At 36.5% G+C, this 23,789-nt stretch carries 27 protein-coding genes and 1 pseudogene; 24 read left to right on the top strand and 4 right to left on the bottom strand.

Annotated elements, in window-relative coordinates; genetic code table 11:
- Positions 1 to 58 precede the first annotated feature (58 nt).
- From MKX65_RS25585 to trxB, 19 genes and pseudogenes are all read left to right on the top strand, one after another.
- Positions 59 to 346, top strand: coding sequence for a hypothetical protein (locus MKX65_RS25585; RefSeq protein WP_160547534.1), 288 nt, complete (start codon positions 59 to 61; stop codon positions 344 to 346).
- A gap of 38 nt (positions 347 to 384) precedes the next feature.
- Entirely contained in the window at positions 385 to 675 is a 291-nt protein-coding gene (locus tag MKX65_RS25580; RefSeq protein WP_160547535.1) for an MFS transporter, read from the top strand.
- Between the two features lie 71 nt (positions 676 to 746).
- The gene (locus MKX65_RS25575; RefSeq protein WP_160547536.1) at positions 747 to 1,253 is read left to right on the top strand and encodes a hypothetical protein; all 507 of its coding nucleotides are present in this window, start codon (positions 747 to 749) and stop codon (positions 1,251 to 1,253) included.
- Between the two features lie 267 nt (positions 1,254 to 1,520).
- Complete coding sequence (locus tag MKX65_RS25570) at positions 1,521 to 2,249, top strand: organomercurial lyase (protein ID WP_160547537.1); 729 nt, start codon at positions 1,521 to 1,523, stop codon at positions 2,247 to 2,249.
- Between the two features lie 82 nt (positions 2,250 to 2,331).
- A complete protein-coding gene (merR1, locus tag MKX65_RS25565) occupies positions 2,332 to 2,730 on the top strand; it encodes a mercury resistance transcriptional regulator MerR1 (RefSeq protein WP_160547538.1) in 399 nt (132 codons plus the stop codon).
- Positions 2,731 to 2,743: 13 nt separating this feature from the next.
- Entirely contained in the window at positions 2,744 to 3,013 is a 270-nt protein-coding gene (locus MKX65_RS25560) for a transporter (RefSeq protein WP_160547539.1), read from the top strand.
- The gene (merT, locus tag MKX65_RS25555; RefSeq protein WP_160547540.1) at positions 3,010 to 3,312 is read left to right on the top strand and encodes a mercuric transport protein MerT; all 303 of its coding nucleotides are present in this window, start codon (positions 3,010 to 3,012) and stop codon (positions 3,310 to 3,312) included. Before MKX65_RS25560 ends, merT begins: the two co-directional genes overlap by 4 nt.
- An 18-nt stretch (positions 3,313 to 3,330) precedes the next feature.
- Positions 3,331 to 3,699 carry a mercury resistance system substrate-binding protein MerP gene (gene merP, locus MKX65_RS25550; RefSeq protein WP_160547541.1) on the top strand — a complete coding sequence of 123 codons (369 nt, stop codon included), beginning with the start codon at positions 3,331 to 3,333 and terminating at the stop codon, positions 3,697 to 3,699.
- Positions 3,700 to 3,712: 13 nt separating this feature from the next.
- Positions 3,713 to 3,892, top strand: a pseudogene (locus tag MKX65_RS27220) (heavy-metal-associated domain-containing protein); the annotation flags it as partial.
- 87 nt (positions 3,893 to 3,979) lie between these two features.
- Positions 3,980 to 5,608, top strand: a complete 1,629-nt coding sequence (gene merA / locus MKX65_RS25545) for a mercury(II) reductase (RefSeq protein WP_445677971.1) — start codon at positions 3,980 to 3,982, stop codon at positions 5,606 to 5,608.
- A 203-nt stretch (positions 5,609 to 5,811) separates the two neighbouring features.
- Complete coding sequence (locus tag MKX65_RS25540; RefSeq protein ID WP_160547542.1) at positions 5,812 to 6,294, top strand: NUDIX domain-containing protein; 483 nt, start codon at positions 5,812 to 5,814, stop codon at positions 6,292 to 6,294.
- A 105-nt stretch (positions 6,295 to 6,399) separates the two neighbouring features.
- On the top strand, positions 6,400 to 7,389 hold the full coding sequence (locus MKX65_RS25535) for an arsenic resistance protein (RefSeq protein ID WP_340906949.1): 990 nt from the start codon (positions 6,400 to 6,402) through the stop codon (positions 7,387 to 7,389).
- A 352-nt stretch (positions 7,390 to 7,741) separates the two neighbouring features.
- Entirely contained in the window at positions 7,742 to 8,092 is a 351-nt protein-coding gene (locus MKX65_RS25530) for a metalloregulator ArsR/SmtB family transcription factor (RefSeq protein ID WP_160548514.1), read from the top strand.
- Between the two features lie 14 nt (positions 8,093 to 8,106).
- A complete protein-coding gene (locus MKX65_RS25525) occupies positions 8,107 to 9,405 on the top strand; it encodes an arsenic transporter (RefSeq protein ID WP_340906698.1) in 1,299 nt (432 codons plus the stop codon).
- Between the two features lie 21 nt (positions 9,406 to 9,426).
- A complete protein-coding gene (gene arsC / locus MKX65_RS25520) occupies positions 9,427 to 9,846 on the top strand; it encodes an arsenate reductase (thioredoxin) (RefSeq protein WP_160548513.1) in 420 nt (139 codons plus the stop codon).
- 88 nt (positions 9,847 to 9,934) lie between these two features.
- Positions 9,935 to 10,288, top strand: a complete 354-nt coding sequence (arsD, locus tag MKX65_RS25515; protein WP_160548512.1) for an arsenite efflux transporter metallochaperone ArsD — start codon at positions 9,935 to 9,937, stop codon at positions 10,286 to 10,288.
- Between the two features lie 12 nt (positions 10,289 to 10,300).
- Complete coding sequence (gene arsA / locus MKX65_RS25510) at positions 10,301 to 12,070, top strand: arsenical pump-driving ATPase (RefSeq protein ID WP_160548511.1); 1,770 nt, start codon at positions 10,301 to 10,303, stop codon at positions 12,068 to 12,070.
- Between the two features lie 310 nt (positions 12,071 to 12,380).
- A complete protein-coding gene (locus MKX65_RS25505; protein ID WP_160548510.1) occupies positions 12,381 to 12,809 on the top strand; it encodes a dual specificity protein phosphatase family protein in 429 nt (142 codons plus the stop codon).
- Positions 12,810 to 12,841: 32 nt separating this feature from the next.
- Positions 12,842 to 13,792, top strand: coding sequence for a thioredoxin-disulfide reductase (trxB, locus tag MKX65_RS25500; RefSeq protein WP_160548509.1), 951 nt, complete (start codon positions 12,842 to 12,844; stop codon positions 13,790 to 13,792).
- Between the two features lie 192 nt (positions 13,793 to 13,984).
- Here the strand turns inward: trxB and MKX65_RS25495 are convergent, their stop codons facing one another.
- A complete protein-coding gene (locus tag MKX65_RS25495) occupies positions 13,985 to 14,644 on the bottom strand; it encodes a DUF4352 domain-containing protein (protein WP_160548508.1) in 660 nt (219 codons plus the stop codon).
- A 59-nt stretch (positions 14,645 to 14,703) separates the two neighbouring features.
- Positions 14,704 to 16,101, bottom strand: a complete 1,398-nt coding sequence (locus MKX65_RS25490; protein WP_160548507.1) for an alkaline phosphatase — start codon at positions 16,099 to 16,101, stop codon at positions 14,704 to 14,706.
- A 1,243-nt stretch (positions 16,102 to 17,344) separates the two neighbouring features.
- Here MKX65_RS25490 and MKX65_RS27215 point away from each other — a divergent pair.
- From MKX65_RS27215 to xerS, 5 genes are all read left to right on the top strand, one after another.
- Entirely contained in the window at positions 17,345 to 17,656 is a 312-nt protein-coding gene (locus MKX65_RS27215) for a transposase (protein ID WP_016205489.1), read from the top strand.
- An 11-nt stretch (positions 17,657 to 17,667) separates the two neighbouring features.
- The gene (locus tag MKX65_RS25485) at positions 17,668 to 18,567 is read left to right on the top strand and encodes an IS3 family transposase (RefSeq protein WP_040344397.1); all 900 of its coding nucleotides are present in this window, start codon (positions 17,668 to 17,670) and stop codon (positions 18,565 to 18,567) included.
- 45 nt (positions 18,568 to 18,612) lie between these two features.
- A complete protein-coding gene (locus MKX65_RS25480) occupies positions 18,613 to 18,738 on the top strand; it encodes a hypothetical protein (RefSeq protein ID WP_263479876.1) in 126 nt (41 codons plus the stop codon).
- A 652-nt stretch (positions 18,739 to 19,390) separates the two neighbouring features.
- Positions 19,391 to 20,128: a DUF3800 domain-containing protein gene (locus MKX65_RS25475; protein WP_340906690.1), complete on the top strand. Its 738-nt coding sequence runs from the start codon at positions 19,391 to 19,393 to the stop codon at positions 20,126 to 20,128.
- Positions 20,129 to 20,528: 400 nt separating this feature from the next.
- Positions 20,529 to 21,653 (top strand): tyrosine recombinase XerS, encoded by a 1,125-nt coding sequence (gene xerS / locus MKX65_RS25470; RefSeq protein WP_160548506.1) that lies wholly within the window; start codon positions 20,529 to 20,531, stop codon positions 21,651 to 21,653.
- Between the two features lie 326 nt (positions 21,654 to 21,979).
- On the opposite strand, the gene MKX65_RS25465 is transcribed toward xerS, so the two are convergent.
- Positions 21,980 to 22,525 carry a hypothetical protein gene (locus MKX65_RS25465; protein ID WP_160548505.1) on the bottom strand — a complete coding sequence of 182 codons (546 nt, stop codon included), beginning with the start codon at positions 22,523 to 22,525 and terminating at the stop codon, positions 21,980 to 21,982.
- Positions 22,500 to 23,654 (bottom strand): ImmA/IrrE family metallo-endopeptidase, encoded by a 1,155-nt coding sequence (locus tag MKX65_RS25460; RefSeq protein WP_160548504.1) that lies wholly within the window; start codon positions 23,652 to 23,654, stop codon positions 22,500 to 22,502. The genes MKX65_RS25465 and MKX65_RS25460 overlap by 26 nt, the downstream gene beginning before the upstream one ends.
- Positions 23,655 to 23,789: the final 135 nt, after the last annotated feature.

Below are 23,789 nucleotides of genomic sequence, written 5' to 3'. Positions count from 1 at the left end.
AGCCATTAAAAGGGCTGGTCTTTTGGCTAAATAGAACCTATAGAAAAGGATAGTAATAATGGGGAAAAAGAATAGACAGTCGATTGTTGCTTTGGCATTAATTACAGCCATTTGCCTAGCTGGTGATGCTATGCTTTACATTGTCTTACCTATTCATTGGAGTGGGGTTGGTTTAAACTCCTTGATTGAAGTAGGGGTTCTACTATCTATAAATCGGTTTGTGAGGCTTCCTTTGAATCCTGTAAGTAATAGGTTTTTTATACAAGAAGTTGTCTTTCCGAACTGGAATTACCCTGGCTGTTTTTCTATCGGGAATCACGACAATTGGTTACGGATTAGCAAGTGATTTTTCTATATGGATCATCCTTCGATGCTTATGGGGGCGTGGCATGGTCACTTTTCAAGTTGGGTGCTTTCCTTATTATCATGCATTTATCTACCGATGATAATCTTGGTGTAAACATGGGTACTTATAATGGTTTATATAGGCTAGCAAGTTTAGTAGGAATGTTAATTGGAGGTCTTTTAGTTGACCTAATAGGTTTAGAAGTAATCAGTTTCTTCCTAGGATTGGCTGTTTTTACAACGACTCCATTTATCTATGGATATATACCGAAAACATTAGGTGGAACAGAAGACAACCTGCAAATGGTGTATCTGTACTTAACGTACTAAGTTATGTGAATAACACACCATTAATATGGATGCTAGTTACAGCGTTTTTTTCAGTCATGATCCTCGAGGGAATGATGAATGCAACACTTAGTCATTTGATTGGTGTTAGATTTCAAAAAGAGGATTTTTCACGTGTACTTATAAGTCCAACGGCAGTCGCAGGAGGTTTACAGGCGATAAGATGGGGGATGCTACCTCTCATCTCACGAAAAGTTGGTCAGGTACTCGATAGAAGTGATAGGAAACATCTTGTATTAGTTCTTTTCATGGCCTTTAATTCGGTCATGCTTCTCATTATCCCATCTAATATTTCCTACATCATTTGGTTTACGGTGTTGTTGTTACACCTTGTAATTTCATCATGTACGACCAATATCATTGATACCCTTTACTCAAACTTATCATCTAGAGGCGAAAACAGAGTTCTCCTAAATAACTTTGTACACCATTGTCGTCGATTTAGGTGCCACACTTGGGCCATTTCTTGGATATGGGTTCGTGGATGTATTAGGTTTTATAAGTGTGTTTTTGATATGTTCTTTTATATGTCTATTACTTACTCTAAAATGGTTGGTTAATAACAATTCATATCTAGAAAATACTCAAGAATCTCTTAAATAAGTAGAAGTAAAGATATGTCCTTTAAGCACACAAGCTAACGAGCTTTCCTTTAAAAAACAGTCTACCAATCCTGAACAGCTTTTTTTAACCAAAGGGGAAGGTTAATTTAATAAGAAAATATAAAAAAATTCACACTTGACCCTGTACCATGGTACAGGGTTTATTCTATATTAGACGTAAAATTACTACAATTTCAATTGCAGATCATTAGAGGAGGCAAGGATATGAATCAAGATAATTTTAATCCATCGTTAAAGGACAAGGTGTTACAGTCACTCAACCTATCTGTAGGAGGATTTGAGAAAAAAATCGGTTTATTGTCTACTTCAGAGAATAATAGACGCATACAGATTCTTCTTTCCATGTCTGAGGGAAAAATCATCAACATCAATGATTTAACTGCAACAGAGGAACAAATTGATGACCAATCTGCACTTAGGCGTTTAAGGGAATTGGATTTAATTAACTGGGACCAAAACTCTGGGGATGTGACGGTGGCGTATCCTTTTTCCGGGGTTCCGACACCGCACCGGGTCACTGTGGCTGGAAAGTCGCCTGCTTATTCCATGTGTGTGATTGATGCTCTAGGCATTCCGTCGATGTATACAGATGCAGTGATTGAATCGGAATGTGCATTTTGCGGTGAAGAGATTACTATTGATGTTAAAAACAACTTACCTGTTGCACAACCTAATACCGTTATCGTAGGTTTGGGAACAACGGGTGCTGCCAATAGTAACTCTTGCTGTGATTCTTCTTGCGGACCGAATGAGCCAACATCTGTTGCAACTAGTTGTTGCCCAGCCATTCAATTTTATTGCTCCGAGGAACATTGGCAAAAAGCGAATGAAAAGAATGCAATGACCGCGAAGGACAAGTTGACTCTTGCGGAAGCCTTTGAGGTTGGAGCTGCTGTTTTTGGTAGCACGTTATCTAGCTCTAAGGGTGAGTAAAACCTCATGAATGAAGTAAACTATATATTTACCCTGTACTAAGGTACAAGGTATATGCAGTTAGTGAGGTGAGGTGAGACATATGCAGTTTCGTATCGGAGAACTGGCTGACAAGTGCGGTGTTAATAAAGAAACCATTCGGTATTATGAGCGTTTAGGCTTAATTCCAGAACCTGAACGTACCGAAAAAGGATACCGAATGTATTCCCAACAAACGGTCGATCGATTACATTTCATAAAACGGATGCAGGAATTGGGATTTACTTTAAATGAAATCGATAAATTGCTAGGGGTCGTTGATCGTGATGAAGTAAAGTGCCGTGATATGTATGATTTCACTGTTCTTAAGATAGAGGACATTCAGCGTAAAATTGAAGATTTGAAAAGAATTGAACAAATGTTGATAGATCTTAAAGAAAGATGTCCTGAAAACAAAGATATTTATGAATGCCCTATTATTGAAACACTGTTGAAAAAATAAGAGGTGAAACAGAATGAAAAACACAATAAAAAGTTCAGGTTGGTTTCTTGTCGCGCTCATTACATGCCCGTGTCATCTGTTTATACTACTTCCGTTGATTGCAGGAACAGCACTTGGGTCATACTTCACGGAATATAAAGATTTAATTTTCATCTTGATGGGTCTTTTGTTTGTCTTTGCTCTTTTAAAGGGTTGGAGGAAACTTGAACCTGAAATACAAAAGGAAACAAAGAAAGATACAACCACACATGATTGTTGCAGTATGGAAAGGTTCAAGTCATGAAGGGAAAAGTCTCGCAAGTAGCCACTATGTTTTCAGCTTTTGTTATGGCTGGTTGTTGTTTGGGTCCTTTAATCTTGATTCCCCTTGGACTTACCGGGTTTGCAGGCGCGTTCGCATTCTACTCTTTAAAATACCGGTTATTGTTTAGCATCGTTACCATTGTATTGCTTGCATACTCCTTTTATATGGTTTATGGGAGCAAGGGAAAAAGAAAAAGTTCTGTTATTGGATTATGGATCACGACGTTTTTTGTTTTTGGCATGTTTCTTTTTTTATTCATCGTTGAAGGGGGAATATAAAAAAATGGGGTGCTTTATATGAAAGTACAGATAATCACGTCCATGGTGGTATTATCCCTTTTGTTGGTAGTTATTGCGTGTAGTAACAAACAAGAAAAAGTATCGGTAACAAAGAGTGACTTGAATACAGTTGCTATGAATTTAGAGAAGGATGTAAAAACTATTACTGAAAACGATAAGACTGGGACTTTCTTGGTTATGGCAGGAATGGATTGCTGCCCTCCATCTGTTGTGGAAGATGCCGTTGCACAAGTAGATGGTGCTGGCACAACAGCTGTTAAAGTCAACGGAAGCACAGCAGAAGTAACGGTTTCTTTTGATGAAACTAAAACAAATTTAGATGCAATTAAGACGGCAGTTTTAGACTTAGGTCTTCCCGTCGAGTAAAAGGAGGTTTACCATGAAAAAATATCGATTAAATGTGCAAGGAATGACATGTACTGGTTGTGAACAGCATTTATCTGTTGCTCTTGAAAACTTGGGTGCAAAAGCGATTGAAGTTGATTTTCGCCGTGAAGAAGCTGTATTTCAACTTCCAGATCACGTGGAGGTTAAAGCTGCCAAAAAGGCGATTGCTGAAGCAAACTATCATCCAGGAGAAGCAGAAGAATTACAATCGGAACAAAAGACGAATTTATTGAAAAAATATCGGTTAAAAGTTGAAGGAATGACATGCACAGGATGTGAAGAACACGTTGCTGTTGCCCTTGAAAATATTGGTGCAAAGGGGATTAATGCCGATTTTCGACGTGGTGAAGCTGTATTTGAGCTTCCGAATGATATAGGGGTTGGATCAGCGAAACAAGCCATTGTTGATGCAAAATATCAACCGGGCGAAGCAGAAGAAATACAAGTGCAATCGGACAAAAGGATAGATATAAGTTTAAATGATGCAGGTAACTATGATTATGATTACATCATCATCGGTTCTGGTGGAGCTGCCTTTTCATCTGCCATTGAAGCCGTTGCTTTGAACGCAAAAGTGGCTATGATTGAGCGTGGAACGGTGGGTGGAACTTGCGTTAATGTCGGATGCGTTCCATCCAAGACCTTATTAAGAGCAGGGGAAATCAATCATCTAGCAAAAAATAATCCATTTGTGGGATTACACACTTCGGCTTCAAATGTTGATTTAGCGCCATTAATAAAACAAAAGAATGATTTAGTAACCGAGATGCGAAATGAAAAATATGTGAATTTAATTGATGATTATGGTTTTGAATTAATAAAAGGTGAAGCAAAATTCGTAAATGAAAATACAGTTGAAGTAAATGGCACTCAATTAACAGCCAAAAGATTTTTAATAGCTACAGGTGCTTCTCCAACTGTACCTGATATTCCTGGATTAGACGAAGTAGACTATTTAACAAACACTAACTTATTGGAATTAAAGAAGGTTCCAAATCGTCTTACCGTGATTGGTTCAGGATATATTGGTTTAGAATTAGGACAACTATTTCATAATCTCGGCTCAGAAGTTACCTTAATACTAAGAAGTGAGCGTTTATTAAAAGAATATGATCCAGAGATTTCTGAAGCTATTACGAAGGCCTTAATAGAACAGGGAATTAATTTAGTAACAGGTGCAACCTATGAACGAGTTGAGCAAGATGGAGATATTAAAAAAGTGTATGTTGAGATAAATGGTAAAAAGCGAATTATTGAAGCGGAACAATTACTAATTGCCACTGGAAGAAAACCGAATACAGAATCATTAAATTTACATGCTGCAGGCGTTGAGGTTGGCTCCCGTGGTGAAATTGTCATTAATGATTATCTTAAAACGACCAATTCACAGATTTATTCAGCTGGAGATGTCACTTTCGGTCCCCAATTTGTTTATGTAGCTGCTTATGAAGGTGGACTTGCTGCCCGTAATGCAATTGGCGAACTAAATCAAAAGGTGAATTTAGATGTAGTTCCGGGTGTTACGTTTACTTCACCATCGATTGCAACTGTTGGTTTAACAGAGCAACAGGCAAAAGAAAATGGATATGAAGTGAAAACATCAGTCTTGCCATTGGAGGCTGTTCCAAGAGCGCTCGTCAACCGGGAAACAACAGGTGTTTTCAAATTAGTGGCAGACGCGAAAACATTGAAAGTGTTAGGGGCGCATGTAGTGGCAGAAAACGCAGGAGACGTAATTTATGCAGCAACATTAGCTGTTAAATTCGGTTTAACTGTTGGAGATCTGAAAGAAACGATGGCTCCATATCTAACAATGGCAGAAGGATTGAAGCTGGCTGCCCTAACTTTTGATAAAGATGTTTCGAAATTATCTTGTTGTGCAGGTTAAAGCTCCTTTTCGGAGCTTTTATTTATTCATCGGGTGCATTAGTGGAACACACGGTATTTTTCTTCTTCAAGTAACGTAGGTTAAAAAGTGGTAATATGAGGATATAAAGCGACTAACTAATTACGGCTAAAAAGTAGTAGGTTACTCTATTAATATATCTGCAAATTGTTTCTTTAAAAAAATCACCAGAAGGAGTGGTATTTATGGGTTATTGTGAAGACTTAAGAGAAATGATCGGAAATTCTCCATTAATAATTATACGACCAAGTGTAGTTATCGTTAATAATTATGGAGAAGTTTTATTGAGTAGATATTCAGGTGCAACTTGGGGAGTTCCGGGTGGAATATTGCAGTTAAATGAGTCAGTGGAAGAATGTATTACACGAAATGTCTTAGAAGAAATAGGCATAAGGATAAAGTCGATAAAATTATTTGGTGTCTATTCAGGTAAGGCATTAATAAATCGTGTCGAGGAAAGTGGAGATGAGTATCAAACGGTTGTCATTGGTTATTTATGTACCGAGTACGAAGGAGAAATAAAACCTGATAGCAATCAAGAAATAGAAGCGAAATTTTATAAATTAAATCAGTTACCTGAAGAAATCGATCCTTTTATTAAAAACAAGATAGTCGATTTAGCTTTTCCAAAGGTTAATTCAAATGGCACTTGTTGTGGGAAAAAGTGAAGGAAGGGCGATAATATTTTGTTTAGTGTAGCATTGATTTTTTTATTAGCTGGTTTAGCTTAAATTGATGGCGAGGAATGTAATATCAATGAGGGGAGTTTGAACATAATTATTACTAGGGAAAAATTAGAAAATCAACAAATTTGGATATATGGTATTTCTCTTATATTTGGAGGAGTTCTAGGTATCACAAACGAGAATTTAGCTAATAGCTTAGACTGGACTATTTCGCCACTCATAGCTATTCTCATGTTTGGAATGTTTGCCCAAATTCCATTCTTGAAACTGCGTGAGGCAATTTCAAATCTCAGATTCATGGTGGCATTACTAACTGGAAATTTTATAGCTGTCCCCATAATTGTATGGATATTAACAACAATATTTCCTCAATCACCTCCAATTTTATTAGGTGTTTGTTTGGTTTTACTTACTCCTTGTATTGACTACGTAATAGTCTTTACTCAACTTGGGAAGGGGAATGAGAAATTGATGTTAGCTTCAACGCCTATTTTGTTTGTAGTACAAATGCTATTACTTCCTGTGTATTTATGGCTAATTATAGGTGAAGAGATGGTAGAAGTTGTTCATTTAGAACCATTCCTAGAAGCTTTTTTATTACTAATAGTTGCGCCTCTAATACTTGCCGTAATCACTCAATTATGGGCTAAAAAGAATACCATTGGTGAGAAGGCAATAGATCTTACAACATGGTTGCCCGTCCCATTTATGGCTTTGGTATTAATTGTGGTAGTAGCTTCGCAAATTGGCAAGGTATATAGTGATTTCGAGATAATTGTACGCGTAATTCCTATATATATTTTATTTTTAATTATTACACCAATTGTATCTCGTCTTATCGCATATGCGTTCAAATTAGATAACGGTTCAGGAAGAACATTAATCTTTAGTACTGGGACAAGGAACTCTCTTGTAGTTCTTCCATTAGCTTTAGCTTTACCTCAGTCATGGGCAACGTTAGCTTCAGCTGTGATTGTTACACAGACTATCGTGGAGTTAATAGGAGAATTATTCTATATCAAGGCTATACCAAATCTTATACTGAAAGATCATACTAATTCAAAAGCGGAAAATTAAGCATAGTAACTAACTTTTTTATGAGGAATATATCTTTTCCATCCTTCGGAAGTGTTTATGAACTTAAAAATGGGGAATTTGTGTTCTTTTTATAAATTATAAATCCAAGTGCCAAGGAATCCCTTAATATAGGGATTTTTTTGTTTCACCGAATCTCGTTCTTTACAAAACCTTTACAAAGTTACTATTGAAATTAATAAATAAGCATACTATTATATAAGCAAATGATTATATAGTGATTAGCATATTTGATAGTTTGAATTATGGAACAGAACATAACAAATACTACCCATTAAGGGATCAAATAAGTTGATTATTATATAAACACTAATTGATATAGGAGGTGTTTCTCATGCAAGTATCCACAACAGTGGAAATAGAAAAGGCAGCAACCATCTTAAAGCTTTTAGGTGATAAGACAAGATTAACTATGGTTAAGATACTTGACTCCAATGATTGCTGTGTATGTGAGTTTGTAGAAATTTTTAAAACTAGCCAACCTGCTATTAGTCAACATGTACGCAAGTTGAAGGATGCAGGGATTGTCCGAGAAACAAGAAGAGGTCAATGGATCATCTATTCCCTAAATAAAGACAGTGAGTTCTATGCCTTTGTTCAAAACTTGCTACAGCATCTTCCGAATCAAGATTTTAAGTTACAGGAATTAGAAGAGCAGGGATTACGTATCTCATGTGATTCGTAATAGGGGGTTATGTGGTGACAGAGGTAGTATTAGCATCATTGATTTTTTTAGTTACATTAGTATTAGTAATCTGGCAACCAAAAGGTCTTTCCATTGGATGGTCAGCCTGCGGAGGAGCGATACTGGCGCTTCTAGTCGGAGTAGTTGATTTTAATGATGTTGTAGATGTGACATCCATTGTCTGGAATGCGACTTTAGCTTTTATTGCAATTATTATTATTTCACTCATTTTAGATGAAATTGGTTTCTTTGAGTGGTCAGCTCTTCATATGGCTAGAGCAGCTAAAGGTAATGGAATAAGGATGTTTATTTACGTTTCCATCCTTGGAGCACTAGTCGCAGCATTTTTCGCAAATGATGGGGCGGCACTAATCTTAACACCAATCGTCTTAGCCATGGTACGCAATCTGAAATTTGATGAAAAAATGGTGTTCCCTTTCATTATTGCTAGTGGATTTATCGCTGATACAACGAGTTTACCATTAGTCGTTAGTAACCTAGTGAACATCGTTTCTGCAGACTTCTTTGGTATTGGATTTGCTGAATATGCATCGAGAATGATCATTCCAAACTTCTTCTCGCTAGGTGCTAGCATCTTAGTGTTGTACCTTTATTTCAGAAAAAATCTTCCGAAGGACTATAACTTATCAGATCTCAAAAAGCCTGTTGATGCCATTCGTGATCAAAAGATGTTCAGACTTTCTTGGATAGTGCTAGGAATCCTGCTAGTTGGTTACTTTATTAGTGAATTTATTGGAGTACCAGTATCAATCATTGCTGGAATTGTGGCTATTTTCTTCTTAATAATGGCTAGAAGAAGCCCAGCTGTTAATACAGGAACAGTAGTAAAAGGTGCTCCTTGGGCCATTGTATTCTTTTCAATTGGAATGTATGTAGTTGTCTATGGATTAAGAAATGTTGGTTTAACTAACGTGTTAGCTGATTTAATTCAAGTAACAGCAGACCAAGGTTTATTCGCAGCAACCATTGGAATGGGCTTTATTGCAGCCATATTATCTTCGATTATGAACAACATGCCGACGGTTATGATTGATGCCCTTGCCATTGCAGATACCAATACAAGTGGCGTTATTAGAGAAGCACTTGTTTATGCAAATGTCATTGGTTCCGACCTGGGACCAAAAATCACACCAATTGGTTCTCTAGCCACTCTATTGTGGTTACATGTTTTATCCCTAAAAGGAGTTAAAATTTCTTGGGGTTCGTACTTTAAAGTTGGAATTATCTTAACCATCCCAACATTGTTCATCACACTTGTTGGCTTATATATTTGGTTATTATTTATACACTAAACAACAAAGGAGAAACTTATCATGTCTAAAAAAACAATTTACTTCTTATGTACAGGAAATTCTTGCAGAAGCCAAATGGCAGAAGGATGGGCAAAGAAACACTTAGGTGAAGAGTGGGATGTGAAGAGTGCTGGTTTAGAGGCACACGGATTAAATCCTAACGCAGTAAAAGCAATGAAAGAAGCAGGAATTGATATTTCAAATCAAACTTCAGATACAATTGATCCTGAAATCTTAAACAATGCAGACCTAGTTGTTACACTTTGCGGACACGCTGCTGACCATTGCCCAGTTACACCACCACACGTAAAGCGTGAGCACTGGGGCTTTGATGACCCAGCTAAAGCTGAGGGAACAGACGAAGAAAAATGGGCATTCTTCCAACGCGTTCGTGATGAAATAGGTGAAAGAATTAAGCAATTCGCAGATACAGGAAAATAATCAAACATCCCAGAGAGACTCACTCTCTGGGGAATTCTTTACCTAATATATAAGGATATGCTTATTTAATTTTAAAAGGGGTGTTCTTATGCCGAAAGTAGAAATTTTTGACCCAGCTCTTTGCTGTCCTACTGGAGTCTGCGGACCAAGCGTAGATCCAGAATTAACAAGAGTGGCAACGGCTTTATTCATTTTAGAAAAAAAGGGTTATGACATTTCTAGATTTAACCTTGCAAGCGAACCTGCTAAATTTGCAGAAAATAAGAAAGTGATTCAATACCTAAACGAAAAAGGACCTGATTCACTCCCACTTACATTAGTGGATGGAGAAATTGTTCAATCGGAAACGTATCCTTCTACCCAGAAATTAGCTGAATGGTTTGGTATCGCTGTTGAAGATTTAGAAAAAAAGAAGGTAACGAATAAAATTGATTTAGTTTAGGAGAGAAGAGATATGTATCAATCGTTTGATCCTAAAAATGCCGTCTATACTCCCTATCTTTTTTTCACTGGTAAAGGTGGAGTTGGTAAAACATCAACTGCCTGTGCAACTGCCGTTTCTTTGGCTGATGAAGGGAAAAAAGTGTTATTAGTTAGCACTGACCCTGCTTCTAATTTACAAGATGTTTTAGAGGTGGAACTAACAAATATACCATCAGAAATTCCAACGGTGCCTAATCTGTTTGCTTGTAACTTAGATCCCGAGGAGGCAGCTAGAGCTTATCGTGAAAGGGTAGTAGGGCCTTATAAGGGTGTTCTTCCTGATAGCGTAGTTGCAACCATGGAGGAGCAAATGTCAGGTGCTTGTACCGTAGAGATTGCAGCATTTGATGAATTCACTAGCTTACTTGGAAATCCTGAAATAACAGAGAGTTACGACCATATTATTTTTGATACAGCACCAACGGGACACACCCTAAGGTTGCTCCAACTTCCAACAGCCTGGACTGGTTTTTTAGAAGAAAGTACTCACGGTGCTTCATGCTTAGGACCATTATTTGGCCTTGGTGAAAAGAAGGACCTCTATAGTAAAACAATGAAAGCTTTATCCGATTCAAAGCAAACGATGCTAGTCCTTGTAGCAAGACCAGATGAATCCTCTTTATTAGAGGCAAATCGAGCCTCTAATGAGCTAAGGGAGATTGGAATTCGAAACCAATCATTAATTGTTAATGGTCTGATGGAAACGTATTTGCCTGAGGACGAGGTTTCAACTTTCTTCTACAAGAAGCAAAGGAGTGCTCTAAGTGAGGTGCCAGAGCAACTTAAAAAAGTTGTCATATATTCGTTACCTTATGTCTCCTATTCTTTAACGGGTATAGAGAGCTTAAGACATTTATTGAAGAATTTCATATTGCCATCCGTTCAAACTAAAAGTACGGGGAATGAGCAGATTAGCCTTCCTGAGCTGAAAGACTTAGTTGAAGACCTCTCTCAACAAAACAAACGTGTTATATTCACGATGGGTAAGGGTGGGGTTGGAAAAACAACGATTGCATCAGCTATAGCAGTAGGTCTAGTGGAACAAGGGCATAAAGTTCATTTAACCACAACAGACCCAGCTGCACATGTAGGTAATATTTTTAAGGGTGAAGAACTCAATAACCTGATAACTATCAGTCAAATTGATCCGAAGGTTGAAGTGGATAAGTACAAGGAGGTAGTCCTTGCCACTGCTGGTAAAGATCTTGATGAGGAAGGTCTTGCTTACTTAGAAGAAGACTTAAACTCGCCATGTACAGAAGAGATTGCCGTTTTTCGAGCATTTGCAGAAGTAGTTGAGCGAGCAGAAGACGAGATTGTGGTCATTGACACGGCTCCAACTGGACATACCTTGTTACTTTTAGATGCAGCACAGTCTTATCATAAGGAACTATCACGGTCTACGGGAGAAGTACCTGAAAGTGTGCAGAAGCTTCTACCTCGTTTAAGGAATCCTAAGGAAACGAGTGTAGTGATAGTCACGTTAGCTGAGGCAACTCCTGTATTAGAAGCTAGCCGTCTACAGGATGACTTAAAACGAGCAGATATAAATCCCGAGTGGTGGGTTATCAATCAAAGTCTGTATACAACTAAGACAATGGACCTTGTCTTAAATGGTAGAGCAACATCTGAAGAACAATGGATATTAAGAGTAAAAGAACTCTCCAATAAATGTGCAATTATACCAGTTGTTAAAGAGGAAAGCATTGGGTACGACCAACTTAAAAATTATTTGAAATAAATTGAGAGGATGATACAAATGCAAATTACAAATGAAGCACGAGACATGTTGAAACAAGTGTTTGCAGATAAGAGTGTTAATAGCATTCGAGTTTATTTTGCGGGCTATGGCTGAGGACGCCCACAGGTAGGACTGGCTCTGGATGAGCCAGAAAAAGATGATAAAGTTGTAACAATTAACGACATTCAGGTAGCGATTGATGAAATGATTGAGGACCATATTGAAGGTCTAATTCTAGGACTAAATGAAGAGCGTACGGCTTTTGTTCTAGTTGGAAATGAAAGTGATTGCTGCTAAGGAGGATACAAAAATGAGCGAGAAAAACTATCAAGCTTTAATTAAGGACCGAATCTTTATTGGTGGTGCTGATCATGTAGATGAGGTAATGGAAAACGAAAAGGTAGATGTTATCTATGATTTACGTGCAGAAGCTCCAACACAAGAGTCAAAGTATAACCGAATTCACCGTCCAATCGTAGATGATGCAGAACACCAAGAAGAGTCTGTGAAACAGGCGATTGATGAAGTATTTAAGTCTTACAATGAAGGTAAGAAAGTGTATTTCCACTGTGGTGGAGGTAGCAACCGTACTGGAACAGTTGCGATTGGAACACTTCTGGGACTTGGTGAGGCGAAAGACATTAATCAAGCAGAGGAAATGGCAACAGCTATTCGCTCAAAAATTAAAGTAAAGCCAGAAATGAAAGAAGCCCTGAAAAAAATCTATCCTAACGCATAAAGGTGATTAATACCATTAGGGAGTGGGGAACAATGTCAGTAGAAAAAATATATGACGTGATTATTATTGGTGCAGGACCAGCAGGTATGACAGCTGCTGTTTATACTTCGCGTGCCAATTTATCTACATTGATGATTGAGCGTGGGGTACCAGGCGGTCAGATGGTTAATACGGAGGAAGTTGAGAACTACCCTGGCTTTGAGCATATTCTTGGTCCAGAACTATCCACAAAGATGTTTGACCATGCAAAGAAATTCGGTGCGGAATATGCATATGGAGACGTAAAAGAAGTCAATGATGGCAAAGAATATAAAACAGTTGTTGCAGGTTCAAAGCAATATAAGACACGTAGTATCATCATTTCGGCAGGAGCTGAGTATAAAAAACTGGGTGTACAAGGCGAAAAAGAGCTCGGTGGACGAGGAGTTTCTTACTGTGCAGTATGTGATGGAGCATTCTTTAAAGGTAGGGAACTAGTAGTGATAGGTGGAGGAGACTCTGCCGTCGAAGAAGCGGTTTATTTAACACGCTTTGCTTCTAAAGTAACTGTTGTTCATAGAAGAGACCAGTTACGCGCGCAACCAATCCTACAAGATCGAGCTTTTGCTAATGAAAAAATTGATTTCATTTGGAATCATACTGTTAAACAAATCAATGAGAAAGACGGTAAGGTTGGTAGTGTCACATTAGAGTCTACGATTACTGGAGAAACAAAAGAATTCCAAACTGACGGAGCATTCATCTATATTGGAATGGTTCCTTTAACAAAGCCGTTTGAAACTCTGGGCATTACTAATCAAAGTGGATATATTGAAACTAATCAATTAATGGAAACTAAGGTAGCTGGAATATTTGCTGCGGGAGATAATCGAGAAAAAGCATTAAGGCAAATTGTTACAGCTACAGGAGATGGTAGTATCGCAGCTCAACAAGCCCAATATTATGTAGAAAGTCTGTTAGAAGAATTAAAAATAAAGAATTAATACTTAGCCGCAAAGGTAAACTTTGCGGATTCTTTTTTGTTAATATACTTTGTGAAAAAATGCACTTAAAGTTCTTTATTGTCAATGTATCTTTATATTAGGAAGATATTCAGACACTTTTAGAGCTAACGTCACGTTTGTTGTTTTCCCCCCAATGTTCTATTAATTAAAAAACCACTCCTACGAGTGGCTTCACTGGTTAAATTGAAATTCTAATTCCTGACCTTTTTGGATTAAATTCTCTTTTTGATCAAACACATCGCTTGTAAGTAGTTTAAACGACTGGATGTTTGAGTTTTCTAAGATAAAGCCAACATTCCCCTGCTTCTTTTCACCAGGAGCATATACACCGTGTAATTCGTCTAGGTAAATATCTTTTTCCCATGTGACCTTTTCACCCTCACTTGTTTCAACAAGTGCAACAGGACCAAAGTTTACTTTTTCGTTTGATGTGTTAGTTACTTCAAAGAATACCTTTACGAAATCAAATTCTTCATCATGAGTTAACACGTGGAAATAATCAATCATTCCATAGTCAGGACGCAGGTGAATCGTCTTGACTTCTTTTACTACCAACTGAATGGGTCCAAGATTAACGGTTTCATTTGGTGTAAGCTGATTTAGAAGGGTGATTTCCCCTTTACGGTCTGAAAGTACCTCGCCAATTTCATCAAGTTCACGATCATCTGGTACCTGAGGGTTTGGAGCATATTCAGTTGTCCCTTTAGCTGATTGCTTGGCTGTTGCAGTTTCTGTAGCTGTAACTTTGGCTTCGCTTAACTTCGTTTCGTTATTACAAGCTGTCATCACAATTAAAAGTAAGAGAATGAATGCTATAGTAATTTTTTTCATAGTAGTCTCCTTTGAAGAAAAAGAACCCGTTGCCTTCCAACGGGATTCTTTTCTATTCTTTATTTATCGTTAATAACTGTCTTGTTTTTTCCTTTTTCTAATAAGTCAAAGATGATTTTCGCATGATCGGTGTTGTCGATTTGACCTGCAAATCGATCACTAGCTGGGCCATATGCATAAACAGGAACGTCTTCCCCTGTATGTCCACCAGTTGTCCAACCAGTGTGAGAACGTTTGTTAAAGATGTTTTCGATTGCATTATCAATTTCTACAGTACCTTTTGAAACAGCAGCCTCTACCGAAGTAATTTCAGCATTTGTTAAAGCAAGAATGTTTTGGTCAATATACTTTGTCAATGTTTCTCTTACACCAGCCCCTGATGAAATTTCAGCTGCCATAACGTCAGGAGTGCGCTTAGCTGCTTTAATTGGCTCACCGAACCAGTTGTAGATTCCGTCAGCACCAATTGAGTATCCACCAGTTGAGTGGTCAGCTGTAGCTACTACTAATGTATGCTTATCCTTTTTTGCAAACTCAATAGCTGCTTTAAATGCTTTTTCAAAGTCTTCCATTTCACTCATCGCACCAACGATGTCGTTATCATGGCCAGCCCAGTCGATTTGGCTTCCTTCAATCATTAGGAAGAAACCATCTTTATCTTTTGATAAACGATCAATTGCTGTATTTGTCATCTCTTCTAATGAAGGTACGTCTTCTGTACGGTCAATCATCTTCGGAAGTCCACCTTCCGCAAACAATCCTAGGATTCTATCATTTGTATCTTTTAATAGGTCTTCCTTGTTCGTTACATAGCTATATCCAGCTTCTTGGAATTCTGCTGTTAAATCACGATCTGGACGATCAAATAGGCTTGTACCACCACCAAGTAAAACGTCTACCTTTTGCTTCCCATTAATTAAATCATCAAAATAATCATCTGCAATAGCATTCATATTTTTTCTACTCTCATCATGAGAACCGAATGATGCTGGTGTAGCGTGGGTAATTTCAGAAGTTGCCACTAAACCAGTAGCTTTGCCGCTTTCTTTTGCTGATTCTAATACAGTTTTTACTTCTGAACCATCATTGTCCACTGCAATTGCATTATTGTACGTTTTAATACCTGCAGACATAGCAGTTGCTGCAGATGCTGAATCTGTTACGTTTTGTTTAGGGTCCTCGGGATATGTCATTTGTTGCCCAACGAGATAATTATCGAATGCTGATTTTCCTACAAGTTTAGAATTGTCGCTGTCAGTCATATATCGATAAGCAGACGTATAGGAAACTCCCATTCCATCTCCAATTAAGAAAATAACATTTTTGATTTCAGCATTGTTGTTTGTAGATTTTGCCTCTACCTCAGTTGTGGAAAATGATCCTACTAAACTTGTTAGCGCCAACGTTGTGACGGCTGCAAACGGAATGAACTTCTTCTTAAATGATTTATTAAACATCAAATTTCCTCCTCTTATTTATAATTACATGGTATATGTTATGTAATGAATATGAAGCTACTATTAAGCTTGCTTGCTAGTTTTGTAAATTTACAACTTTAGTAAAAAGGAACTGTTTTTCATAAAAAAAGCTCTTTTTTAATATATAGACTAAAATATTAGGTGATTTATCCTAGTGTTTTATATTTTCTAGTTTTTCTCTTTACAATTTCTTAATAAACTTCTATAAAAACACCTAAAACCACTCGGCAATATAAAATTCGAGAACTTATTACCACACGAGGTCATTACTTCCGAGGAATTCTATTGGAATCAACAGAGGGGCCAGTACAGCTTATTGATTAAATTAAGGTGAAGTATATGATACGCGTCTTGAGGGAAAAGTAGAAGGATGGAATAATATTGGATTTGACGACTCTCGCTGGAAATGGGTAATTAAATTTGTTTATGAAGGGGACCTTGTAGCAAGTAGTTAGGCAGCCGCCTAAATGCTGGAGGAAGATAGAGTTTACCCAAAACCAGGTAAAGAAACGTTTATCTTTGATGCGAATGATATTTACTCTTTCACTTGATGAAAAATCCAAGTCTTTGACGCGTAGATTAGATAGCTCATTAACATGGATTCCGCTTCTAAAAATAGGGAAAGGATACTAATAAAATATTTTAATTCAGCAGGTGTGAGGGAGACTTCATAATCTGTCTTTATTAATCTAAAAACTCCGGTTCTTTATCCCCAATAAATATTTTTAAGTAAGGTTTTTGCAAACTCATTAAAGGCTTCAGTAACTACTTCTAAAGAGATCGAAGGGAAGACTTTTGACTATTAACTGTTTTAGGATGGATTTCTTTTGTTTCATTTTCATTTATAAATACTCTGTAATTTTTCTTGAAACGAATTTGAATTAGTTTCTTGCTTCTTCCAGAGTAATATTCTCAAGTGTAGTAGGGGGAATATCCTTAATGGATTCACACTTAGCAATGCCTTCAGCTTTTAACCAATTAAAGAAATCTCTAAATCCCTTACCTAGTTAAATAGAGTTAGGGGGGAGCGGATATCTTGTTAAGCGTCGAACATAGTTAACTACATAGTATGGCATTTCTTTTAAAAGGAGTTCCAAACGACTTTCGTAATTTTCATATTGCTCTGATATTGCCATAAATAAATCTCATAAGCCCCAAAATGAACTTGGACAATAAGAGTAATATTTATTATACTGCTTAATGTACCAAGGAGGCTGACATCATGAAACGAATAAAACATTCTAAAGAATTTAAATTACAAGTCATCAAGGAAGCCCAAGACACAGGGAAGAATACCCTTGTAGCTCGCCGGTATGATCTGAATCCCAATATGGTTAGTCGCTGGGTTCGTGAATACAAAGATGGTAAATTTGGTGAAGTAGATGTGGCTGTGCTGCCAGATATAGACTCCAAAGAATTATCCAAAGAAAATGAAAAACTTAAAATGTTATTAGGTGAAAAAGACCTTGAAATAGCGATCCTGAGGGATCTTATAAAAAAGAAAAACCCTCACTTGCTGAAAAGCATGAAGTAGCTAACAAATGGATTCAAAAAGGCTACTCGATTTCAAAGGTGCTTAAAATCATAGGTATTCCTCGATCCACATACTACTATCAAAAGAATTATCGTGTTGAGGAGAAAAAAGTAAGTGAGGGACGTCCAGCACCAGGTTATTCGATCCAAGAGGACGGTCAAAAGATATCAGACGAACAGATTAAAGAATTTCTACTAGAAGAGATTGCCGGTGATTGCTATAACTATGGTTATCGCAAACTCACTAAGGTCTTAAGGCGAAAATACAAACTTAAAATTAACAAGAAAAAAGTATACCGGATTTGTAAAGAATTGGGCATCTTACGCCCACAGCGCCAAAAGAAAGTCTCATACCCTAGGAAACTAGCAAGAAATCGCATTATTACAAGATCTAATCAGCTATGGGAAGCTGACATTAAATATGGCTTTATCGAAGGTGAGGATCGCTTTTTCTTTGTCATGTCCATCATCGATGTTTATGACAGGGGCATCATTACCTATCATATGGGATTAAGCTGCACTGGAGATGATGTCAAACAGACACTGAAAAGGGCATTATTAAAACGCCAACAATATGACGAATTGGAAAAACCTGTAATCCGAACAGACAATGGACCGCAGTTTATTTCCCATACTTTTGAAAAGTTTTGTGAAGATTCCAAAATTGAGCACGAAAGAATTCCACCAAGAACACCAAATATGAATGCTCATATTGAGTCTTTCCATCGCATTTTTGAGGACGATTGCCTATCCAGATGGCAGTTTGAAACCTACACAGAAGCATATCAAGAAGTCATGAATTTTATGGAGTTCTACAACGAGAGACGTATGCATTCTAGTATACTAGATTTGTCACCAAAGGAATTCTATCAAAAACAAGATTCATTGGTGATCAAGGAGGTTCGGGTGTAATGGATGTATTCATTCAAAGCATCAGCTTGATTTGGAGTGGCGGGCATGATAGCCTCGTTCGGCGATGCCAATGTTGTAAAACAGCTGGCTTCTTGGCAGGAGAATCATGCCCGCAGAGGCTCCATGTCAAGCAACATGGCCTTTTTGAAGAATAATGAAAGAAATCTATAAAATAAAAAACTGAGGAAATGAAAGAATAAGAGAGTTATTGTCCAAAATTCGGGGGTTAATCCGAAATCACCATTTTATTTTTCGTTACAGAACAAACGTTCTTTACAATGCTATTACTATGAATTATTGTTTTATAATAATTCTTGTCGTAAACTGGATGTAGCTTGTTAAATATAATTAACGTCGAGAGGCAGTATGTTAAGAATTCATTTTTCTAGTTTTTATGAAAGTAAGGAGTTCATTGTAGTTTGGAGGAAGATAATGTGCGGAAAATCAATATCTTCTACATATTCATCTATAAGTGCTTCCAAGTCGGTGATTAATCACGCAGGCTTCAATTTTTATGAGTAGTCACATAGTAACTTCGCGTTAAATCGTAATTTAATGCACAGTTGGAAATAGACATATAGAACATCTGTTTGATATAATAAAAGAGACTAGAAATCATTAATTCTAGTCTCTTAGTACATTTATAAGTATGTCGATTAGTTCAGCTCTGTAATAAACGGTAGCGGGGAAAAACTAATACAAGGTTGTAGTGCAGCCCTACAGTAATCGGTAGCGGGGAAACAGATACAACTTACTTAAATATATTACCTATTAATATTCTTTTAGTCAACCAAAACAACCTAATGTCATATTGGAGACGCCTATGAACTATTTAATTTATTTCGACGAATCTAATAAAATTGATCAATTCAATAAGCAGTATTCATATTATGGAGCTTATGGTGAGTTAGACACTTCATTAGCGGTCATCGTTGAAAAGATACGCAAAATATTTAAAAGCAGTGGATCTAAAAGCGAGCTACACTTTACTGAATACACTAAAGACCGTCATATAAAAAAGTATTTCCAAGCCTTACATACAGCCATTAATGAGAATATGAGAATTAACATTCTAATTGTAAATAACCAGGATGCTCTTGCCTCGGCCGCCAAAATAGGATTAAGTACACAAGAATTGCGTAATTTATTCTACATAAAGATCCCAGAAAGGCTATCTTATGGCCTGACCAGAGATTTATCCCACTTAGACCATGCAATTCAATTAGTACAGGTAAAAATAAAAATCGATAAAAACGATGAATACGATCGAATTAAATTAAATGAAAAGCTAGTCGAACAAATGAATGCCCATTCTGCCTACAGAAATAAGAATTATCGAATCCTTAAAGCCATCTCTCAAGACTCGAAGAAGTCCATCCCTCTTCAAATAATAGACACATTTATGGGAATTGTAGTTTTCTTACTTGAGAAAAGTTATATGGAGGATACAGATATAGCTGCTATAAAAAGTGACCTTATTTATAGGTTTTTGATTGAACAAGATAACCTATTAAAGTTTCAAAAACAGATTAGATTATTAGAGTGGACAGGTAGTGAGTAGTTAGCTCCTATTAATATTGGAGAGCATCTCTCCCCTTTTATGGTTCATAAAACAAATTACGATATTAATGAGCTAAGCAAGGTTCAAAAGATTCTATTAGAAAACCCTTTAATCACAACTAAGGAATTAAGGGAAAACATGGGCTACACTAATGCAAAACTACGCTTACTACAAGGTTATAGAGATCAATTAACTGGGTATGGAAGAAATACTTTTATAAGTAACTAATACTTTATTTTCGAAATTTTTTCTTTCACTATTGAATTTGTTATTAGACTTCCTCTTAGTAATGGATAACTTTCATTTAGTTGACAATAAATAAATTATGGTTAACTATGCGTAAAGATTGGATTTCACGCATACTTTCGACAAAATCCGACAAATAAGGTGATGATGTATAATGGCTGGTCCTTCTCGTGAAAAATTAATGCACGAAAAACGCTTAGAAAGTAAATTGGTTGATATGCCGGAATATGTTATTGAGTACATCCGTGCAAAAAAACGAGCGAAATTTTCTGTTTCTACTCTCCTTGGCTATGTTCACGACTTTCAAAAGTTCTTTGAATGGCTGAAGTCGGAAGGTTTAACTCAAGTAAATCACATTAAGGACACACCACTCTCTATTTTAGAGATACTTAGCAAAGAGAACGTGGAATATTATAAGGAATTATTGGAAGAAGAAAACATCAGTGAACGCGAAAATGTAATTAAAAAGCGTTCAGAGCAGTCAGTTCATCGGAATATAAGCGCTCTTAAATCTTTATTTAACTATTTAACAACGGAAACTGAAGATGAAAATGGTGAATGTTATTTTTATAGAAACGTATTTAAGAAAATAGTTGTAGGTAAAGAAAAAGCAACCGCTAGCAACCGTGCAAGGAAAATAAGTTCAGTAATATTAGGAGACGACGAGATTACGGAATTTTTAAATTATTTGAAGAACGGATATGAGAAGAATCTGGAATCAAAGAAGAAATCTCTCTTTCTAAGAGATAAGGAACGTGACATTGCTCTTATTAGTATGATGTTAGGCAGCGGTGTTCGGGTAAGTGAAATTGCTAGCCTCACCCTTCACTCTATTGATTTTCAAAAAGAGCAGATTGATATTGTCCGCAAAGGAAACAAGGCGGATACAGTATTAGTCCTCCCTTCTGCCATGAATGATTTAAAGGAATACTTACGTGTTAGACAAGAGCGATATAAACCTCAAAACAATGAACCTTACGTATTTTTGGCTAAATATAAAGGGGCTGCTCAACCTATATCTGTCCGAGCTATTCAGAGTCTTGTGGAGAAATACACCCGGGCCTTTAATTCAAATGAAGAATTTGAAATTGGAAAAGCTTTAAGTCCGCATAAATTTCGTCACTCCTTTGCAAGCGAATGGGTTCGTAAAGGTGGTGGAGCAGTTTTATTGAGAGACCAACTGGGCCACAGTTCATTTGAAACAACTACCAAGTATACAAACTTATCTATTGAGGAAAGTAAAAAAGTCATAGATCACATTGAATCTACTAGAAAATAACTCCAAAATACAATTATAAATCTAAATGGATAAAAAATGACCCACCTTGGTCCGCATTGTTAAGAGGCGTGGTGGGTTCTGTTAAAAATATAGTATAAACTTTAGATGCTCTTGTCAAAGCAAATCAAAGTAAACAATGGAATCAGGTTTCGAAAATCTATCTTTCTTCGATAATTCGTAATGTAAGTATTATCAAATAGTTGAATTCAAAGAGAACTCTGTCGAAGTATAAACTAAAGCATATATGTGAAAAAAAACGGACCACTTTCATGGTCCTTTTCTACCTAACTTACTTCATTTATATTCTTCGCTACTGAAATCCTTCTTTATGACTCTTTTATTTTAAAGTAAGAAAATAAGGCATGCTTTACTTTACGCCCTAAATAAGCTGAGCATTCCGGAGAGAACAATTTTTTTACTAAACGATGGAATTCTCCCTTACTGATAAGTCCGTGCTCGAATGCACAACAAAGTATTCCCACCGTCCCTGTACATTCGATTTCATATTCTTGACAAATACTCATGACTCTTTTTTCATTTGATGTACAGTAAATCATTTTTTCCCTTGCAATAGCAATACATTCGGCATCATATTCAGAAAGAGCCGGCTTTTCATCCAATATTCTCGATAAGAACTCAAAGGATTCGAATTGTTCTAAGGCGGTTGGTTGGTACTCCAACCACTCCATATTAGATTGAATGGTTTCAAGTATTGCTTCACGATCCAGTATACTTTGGGGAATATAGACTTTTACAAAAACTTTATTAATTAAAGATATACATTGAAGTTCTGTGAAATCATTTAGGATATTATTATCTAATACTCCTACTTTGCCTAAAAGGCTTCTAATCTTCTGTATATTGATCTCCATAGTCCTCTTCTTCAGCCCATGCTTTAACAAGCAGGCGTGCCTCCTTGTCGTTTAATAATAACAATTCGGCAACCTTATTTGTAGTCACCTTATCTTCTAAGTATAATCTACGAAGAATGGATTTCATTTTTTTATTTTTTTCAATATATTCAATAGGTTGTGGCTCTTTAAAATCAAACCCCATTCTTTTTAAGTTGTTAAATAATGCTCCAAAAGTCTTTTGTTCTATATATCCTTCTTCTTTTAAGGCCATCAGCAAAGCCTTTGCGCTAACACCAAATTCTTTTTTAACTTCATAAACATTGCTGAAATTTGAAATGAATCCACGGAATAGTTTTTTATATCCTCTAAGTTGATTTCTTGGAATTAAGAAATAACTTGAAAAATTATCAACTAATTTTTCGTTTATATTATTACGTGATTTACTATATGCTAATTCTCCCGGCTCCCTGTCATAATCCTCTCTGTGGAAGATAAGGTGCCCTAGTTCATGAACAGCACTAAATATCTTTCTCTCCTCAGGGATATCAGGATGATCATTAATGATGATAAAAGCACCCTTATCCTCTGAATAAGCCGATAATCCAAATATCTTACTATTGTCCATTCTTAATGCCAACACATTAATATTATTTTTTTCAAGTATGGAATAGATGTCATAATCAATAACCTCATCCACTCCAAATGCTTTTCTTTGTTTTTCGGCAATTTCTTTTATTAATTCATGGTCATCATCAGTCAGTTTATTTTCTTTTAGATGTAATTTATATGCTTGAGGCAAAAAAGCTAAGTTATTTTCTCCAGCCAATTCCAAGATTCGGATGTATTCATTAAGAAATTTGTTTAGATAATGGGCTAAATCATCGTCAAAGTTTTCCTGAGGATTATCAGCTCTAAACATAAATGACATGGATTCTTCATCTGAAACTAAAAACCATTTTAATGGCAGGTTATATTTATTAGCTAACCTAAATAATCTGGCACTATCAATGACCTGATCACCCGATAGGTATTTAGCTACTGTAACTCTGGTCACCCCAATTATGTTACCGATGTCTTCATTGGTTAATCCTTTAGATTGCTTCAACCTTTCGATGTTCTGTCCAATCACCTTCGCTATGTCTTCCATCTTAAACACACCTCCTCTTAGTTGAATCTTATGTTAAAAATTCTTTCCTTATTTTCATTATATTATACTTTTAATGTAAAGAAAAGTTTCTTTTTCGCTTGACCACATAAAAAAAAACAACTATACTAATAATCA

Source organism: Robertmurraya sp. FSL R5-0851, assembly GCF_038002965.1.
Classification (GTDB): Bacteria; Bacillota; Bacilli; order Bacillales; family Cytobacillaceae; genus Robertmurraya_A; species Robertmurraya_A beringensis.
The sequence above is the reverse complement of the archived record's forward strand: the minus strand, read 5'-3'. Positions and strand labels throughout refer to the sequence as shown.

Coding starts and splice junctions, on each gene's coding strand:
- MKX65_RS25530 (WP_160548514.1), top strand. CDS start 7,742: ATGCAAGTATCCACAACAGTGGAAATAGAAAAGGCAGCAACCATCTTA.
- merT (WP_160547540.1), top strand. CDS start 3,010: ATGAAGGGAAAAGTCTCGCAAGTAGCCACTATGTTTTCAGCTTTTGTT.
- MKX65_RS25490 (WP_160548507.1), bottom strand. CDS start 16,101: ATGTTTAATAAATCATTTAAGAAGAAGTTCATTCCGTTTGCAGCCGTC.
- trxB (WP_160548509.1), top strand. CDS start 12,842: ATGTCAGTAGAAAAAATATATGACGTGATTATTATTGGTGCAGGACCA.
- MKX65_RS25495 (WP_160548508.1), bottom strand. CDS start 14,644: ATGAAAAAAATTACTATAGCATTCATTCTCTTACTTTTAATTGTGATG.
- MKX65_RS25570 (WP_160547537.1), top strand. CDS start 1,521: ATGAATCAAGATAATTTTAATCCATCGTTAAAGGACAAGGTGTTACAG.
- arsC (WP_160548513.1), top strand. CDS start 9,427: ATGTCTAAAAAAACAATTTACTTCTTATGTACAGGAAATTCTTGCAGA.
- MKX65_RS25480 (WP_263479876.1), top strand. CDS start 18,613: ATGATAGCCTCGTTCGGCGATGCCAATGTTGTAAAACAGCTGGCTTCT.
- MKX65_RS25505 (WP_160548510.1), top strand. CDS start 12,381: ATGAGCGAGAAAAACTATCAAGCTTTAATTAAGGACCGAATCTTTATT.
- arsA (WP_160548511.1), top strand. CDS start 10,301: ATGTATCAATCGTTTGATCCTAAAAATGCCGTCTATACTCCCTATCTT.
- MKX65_RS27215 (WP_016205489.1), top strand. CDS start 17,345: ATGAAACGAATAAAACATTCTAAAGAATTTAAATTACAAGTCATCAAG.
- MKX65_RS25465 (WP_160548505.1), bottom strand. CDS start 22,525: ATGGAGATCAATATACAGAAGATTAGAAGCCTTTTAGGCAAAGTAGGA.
- merR1 (WP_160547538.1), top strand. CDS start 2,332: ATGCAGTTTCGTATCGGAGAACTGGCTGACAAGTGCGGTGTTAATAAA.
- MKX65_RS25560 (WP_160547539.1), top strand. CDS start 2,744: ATGAAAAACACAATAAAAAGTTCAGGTTGGTTTCTTGTCGCGCTCATT.
- merP (WP_160547541.1), top strand. CDS start 3,331: ATGAAAGTACAGATAATCACGTCCATGGTGGTATTATCCCTTTTGTTG.
- MKX65_RS25575 (WP_160547536.1), top strand. CDS start 747: ATGATGAATGCAACACTTAGTCATTTGATTGGTGTTAGATTTCAAAAA.
- xerS (WP_160548506.1), top strand. CDS start 20,529: ATGGCTGGTCCTTCTCGTGAAAAATTAATGCACGAAAAACGCTTAGAA.
- MKX65_RS25540 (WP_160547542.1), top strand. CDS start 5,812: ATGGGTTATTGTGAAGACTTAAGAGAAATGATCGGAAATTCTCCATTA.
- MKX65_RS25585 (WP_160547534.1), top strand. CDS start 59: ATGGGGAAAAAGAATAGACAGTCGATTGTTGCTTTGGCATTAATTACA.
- MKX65_RS25475 (WP_340906690.1), top strand. CDS start 19,391: ATGAACTATTTAATTTATTTCGACGAATCTAATAAAATTGATCAATTC.
- MKX65_RS25460 (WP_160548504.1), bottom strand. CDS start 23,654: ATGGAAGACATAGCGAAGGTGATTGGACAGAACATCGAAAGGTTGAAG.
- merA (WP_445677971.1), top strand. CDS start 3,980: ATGACATGCACAGGATGTGAAGAACACGTTGCTGTTGCCCTTGAAAAT.
- arsD (WP_160548512.1), top strand. CDS start 9,935: ATGCCGAAAGTAGAAATTTTTGACCCAGCTCTTTGCTGTCCTACTGGA.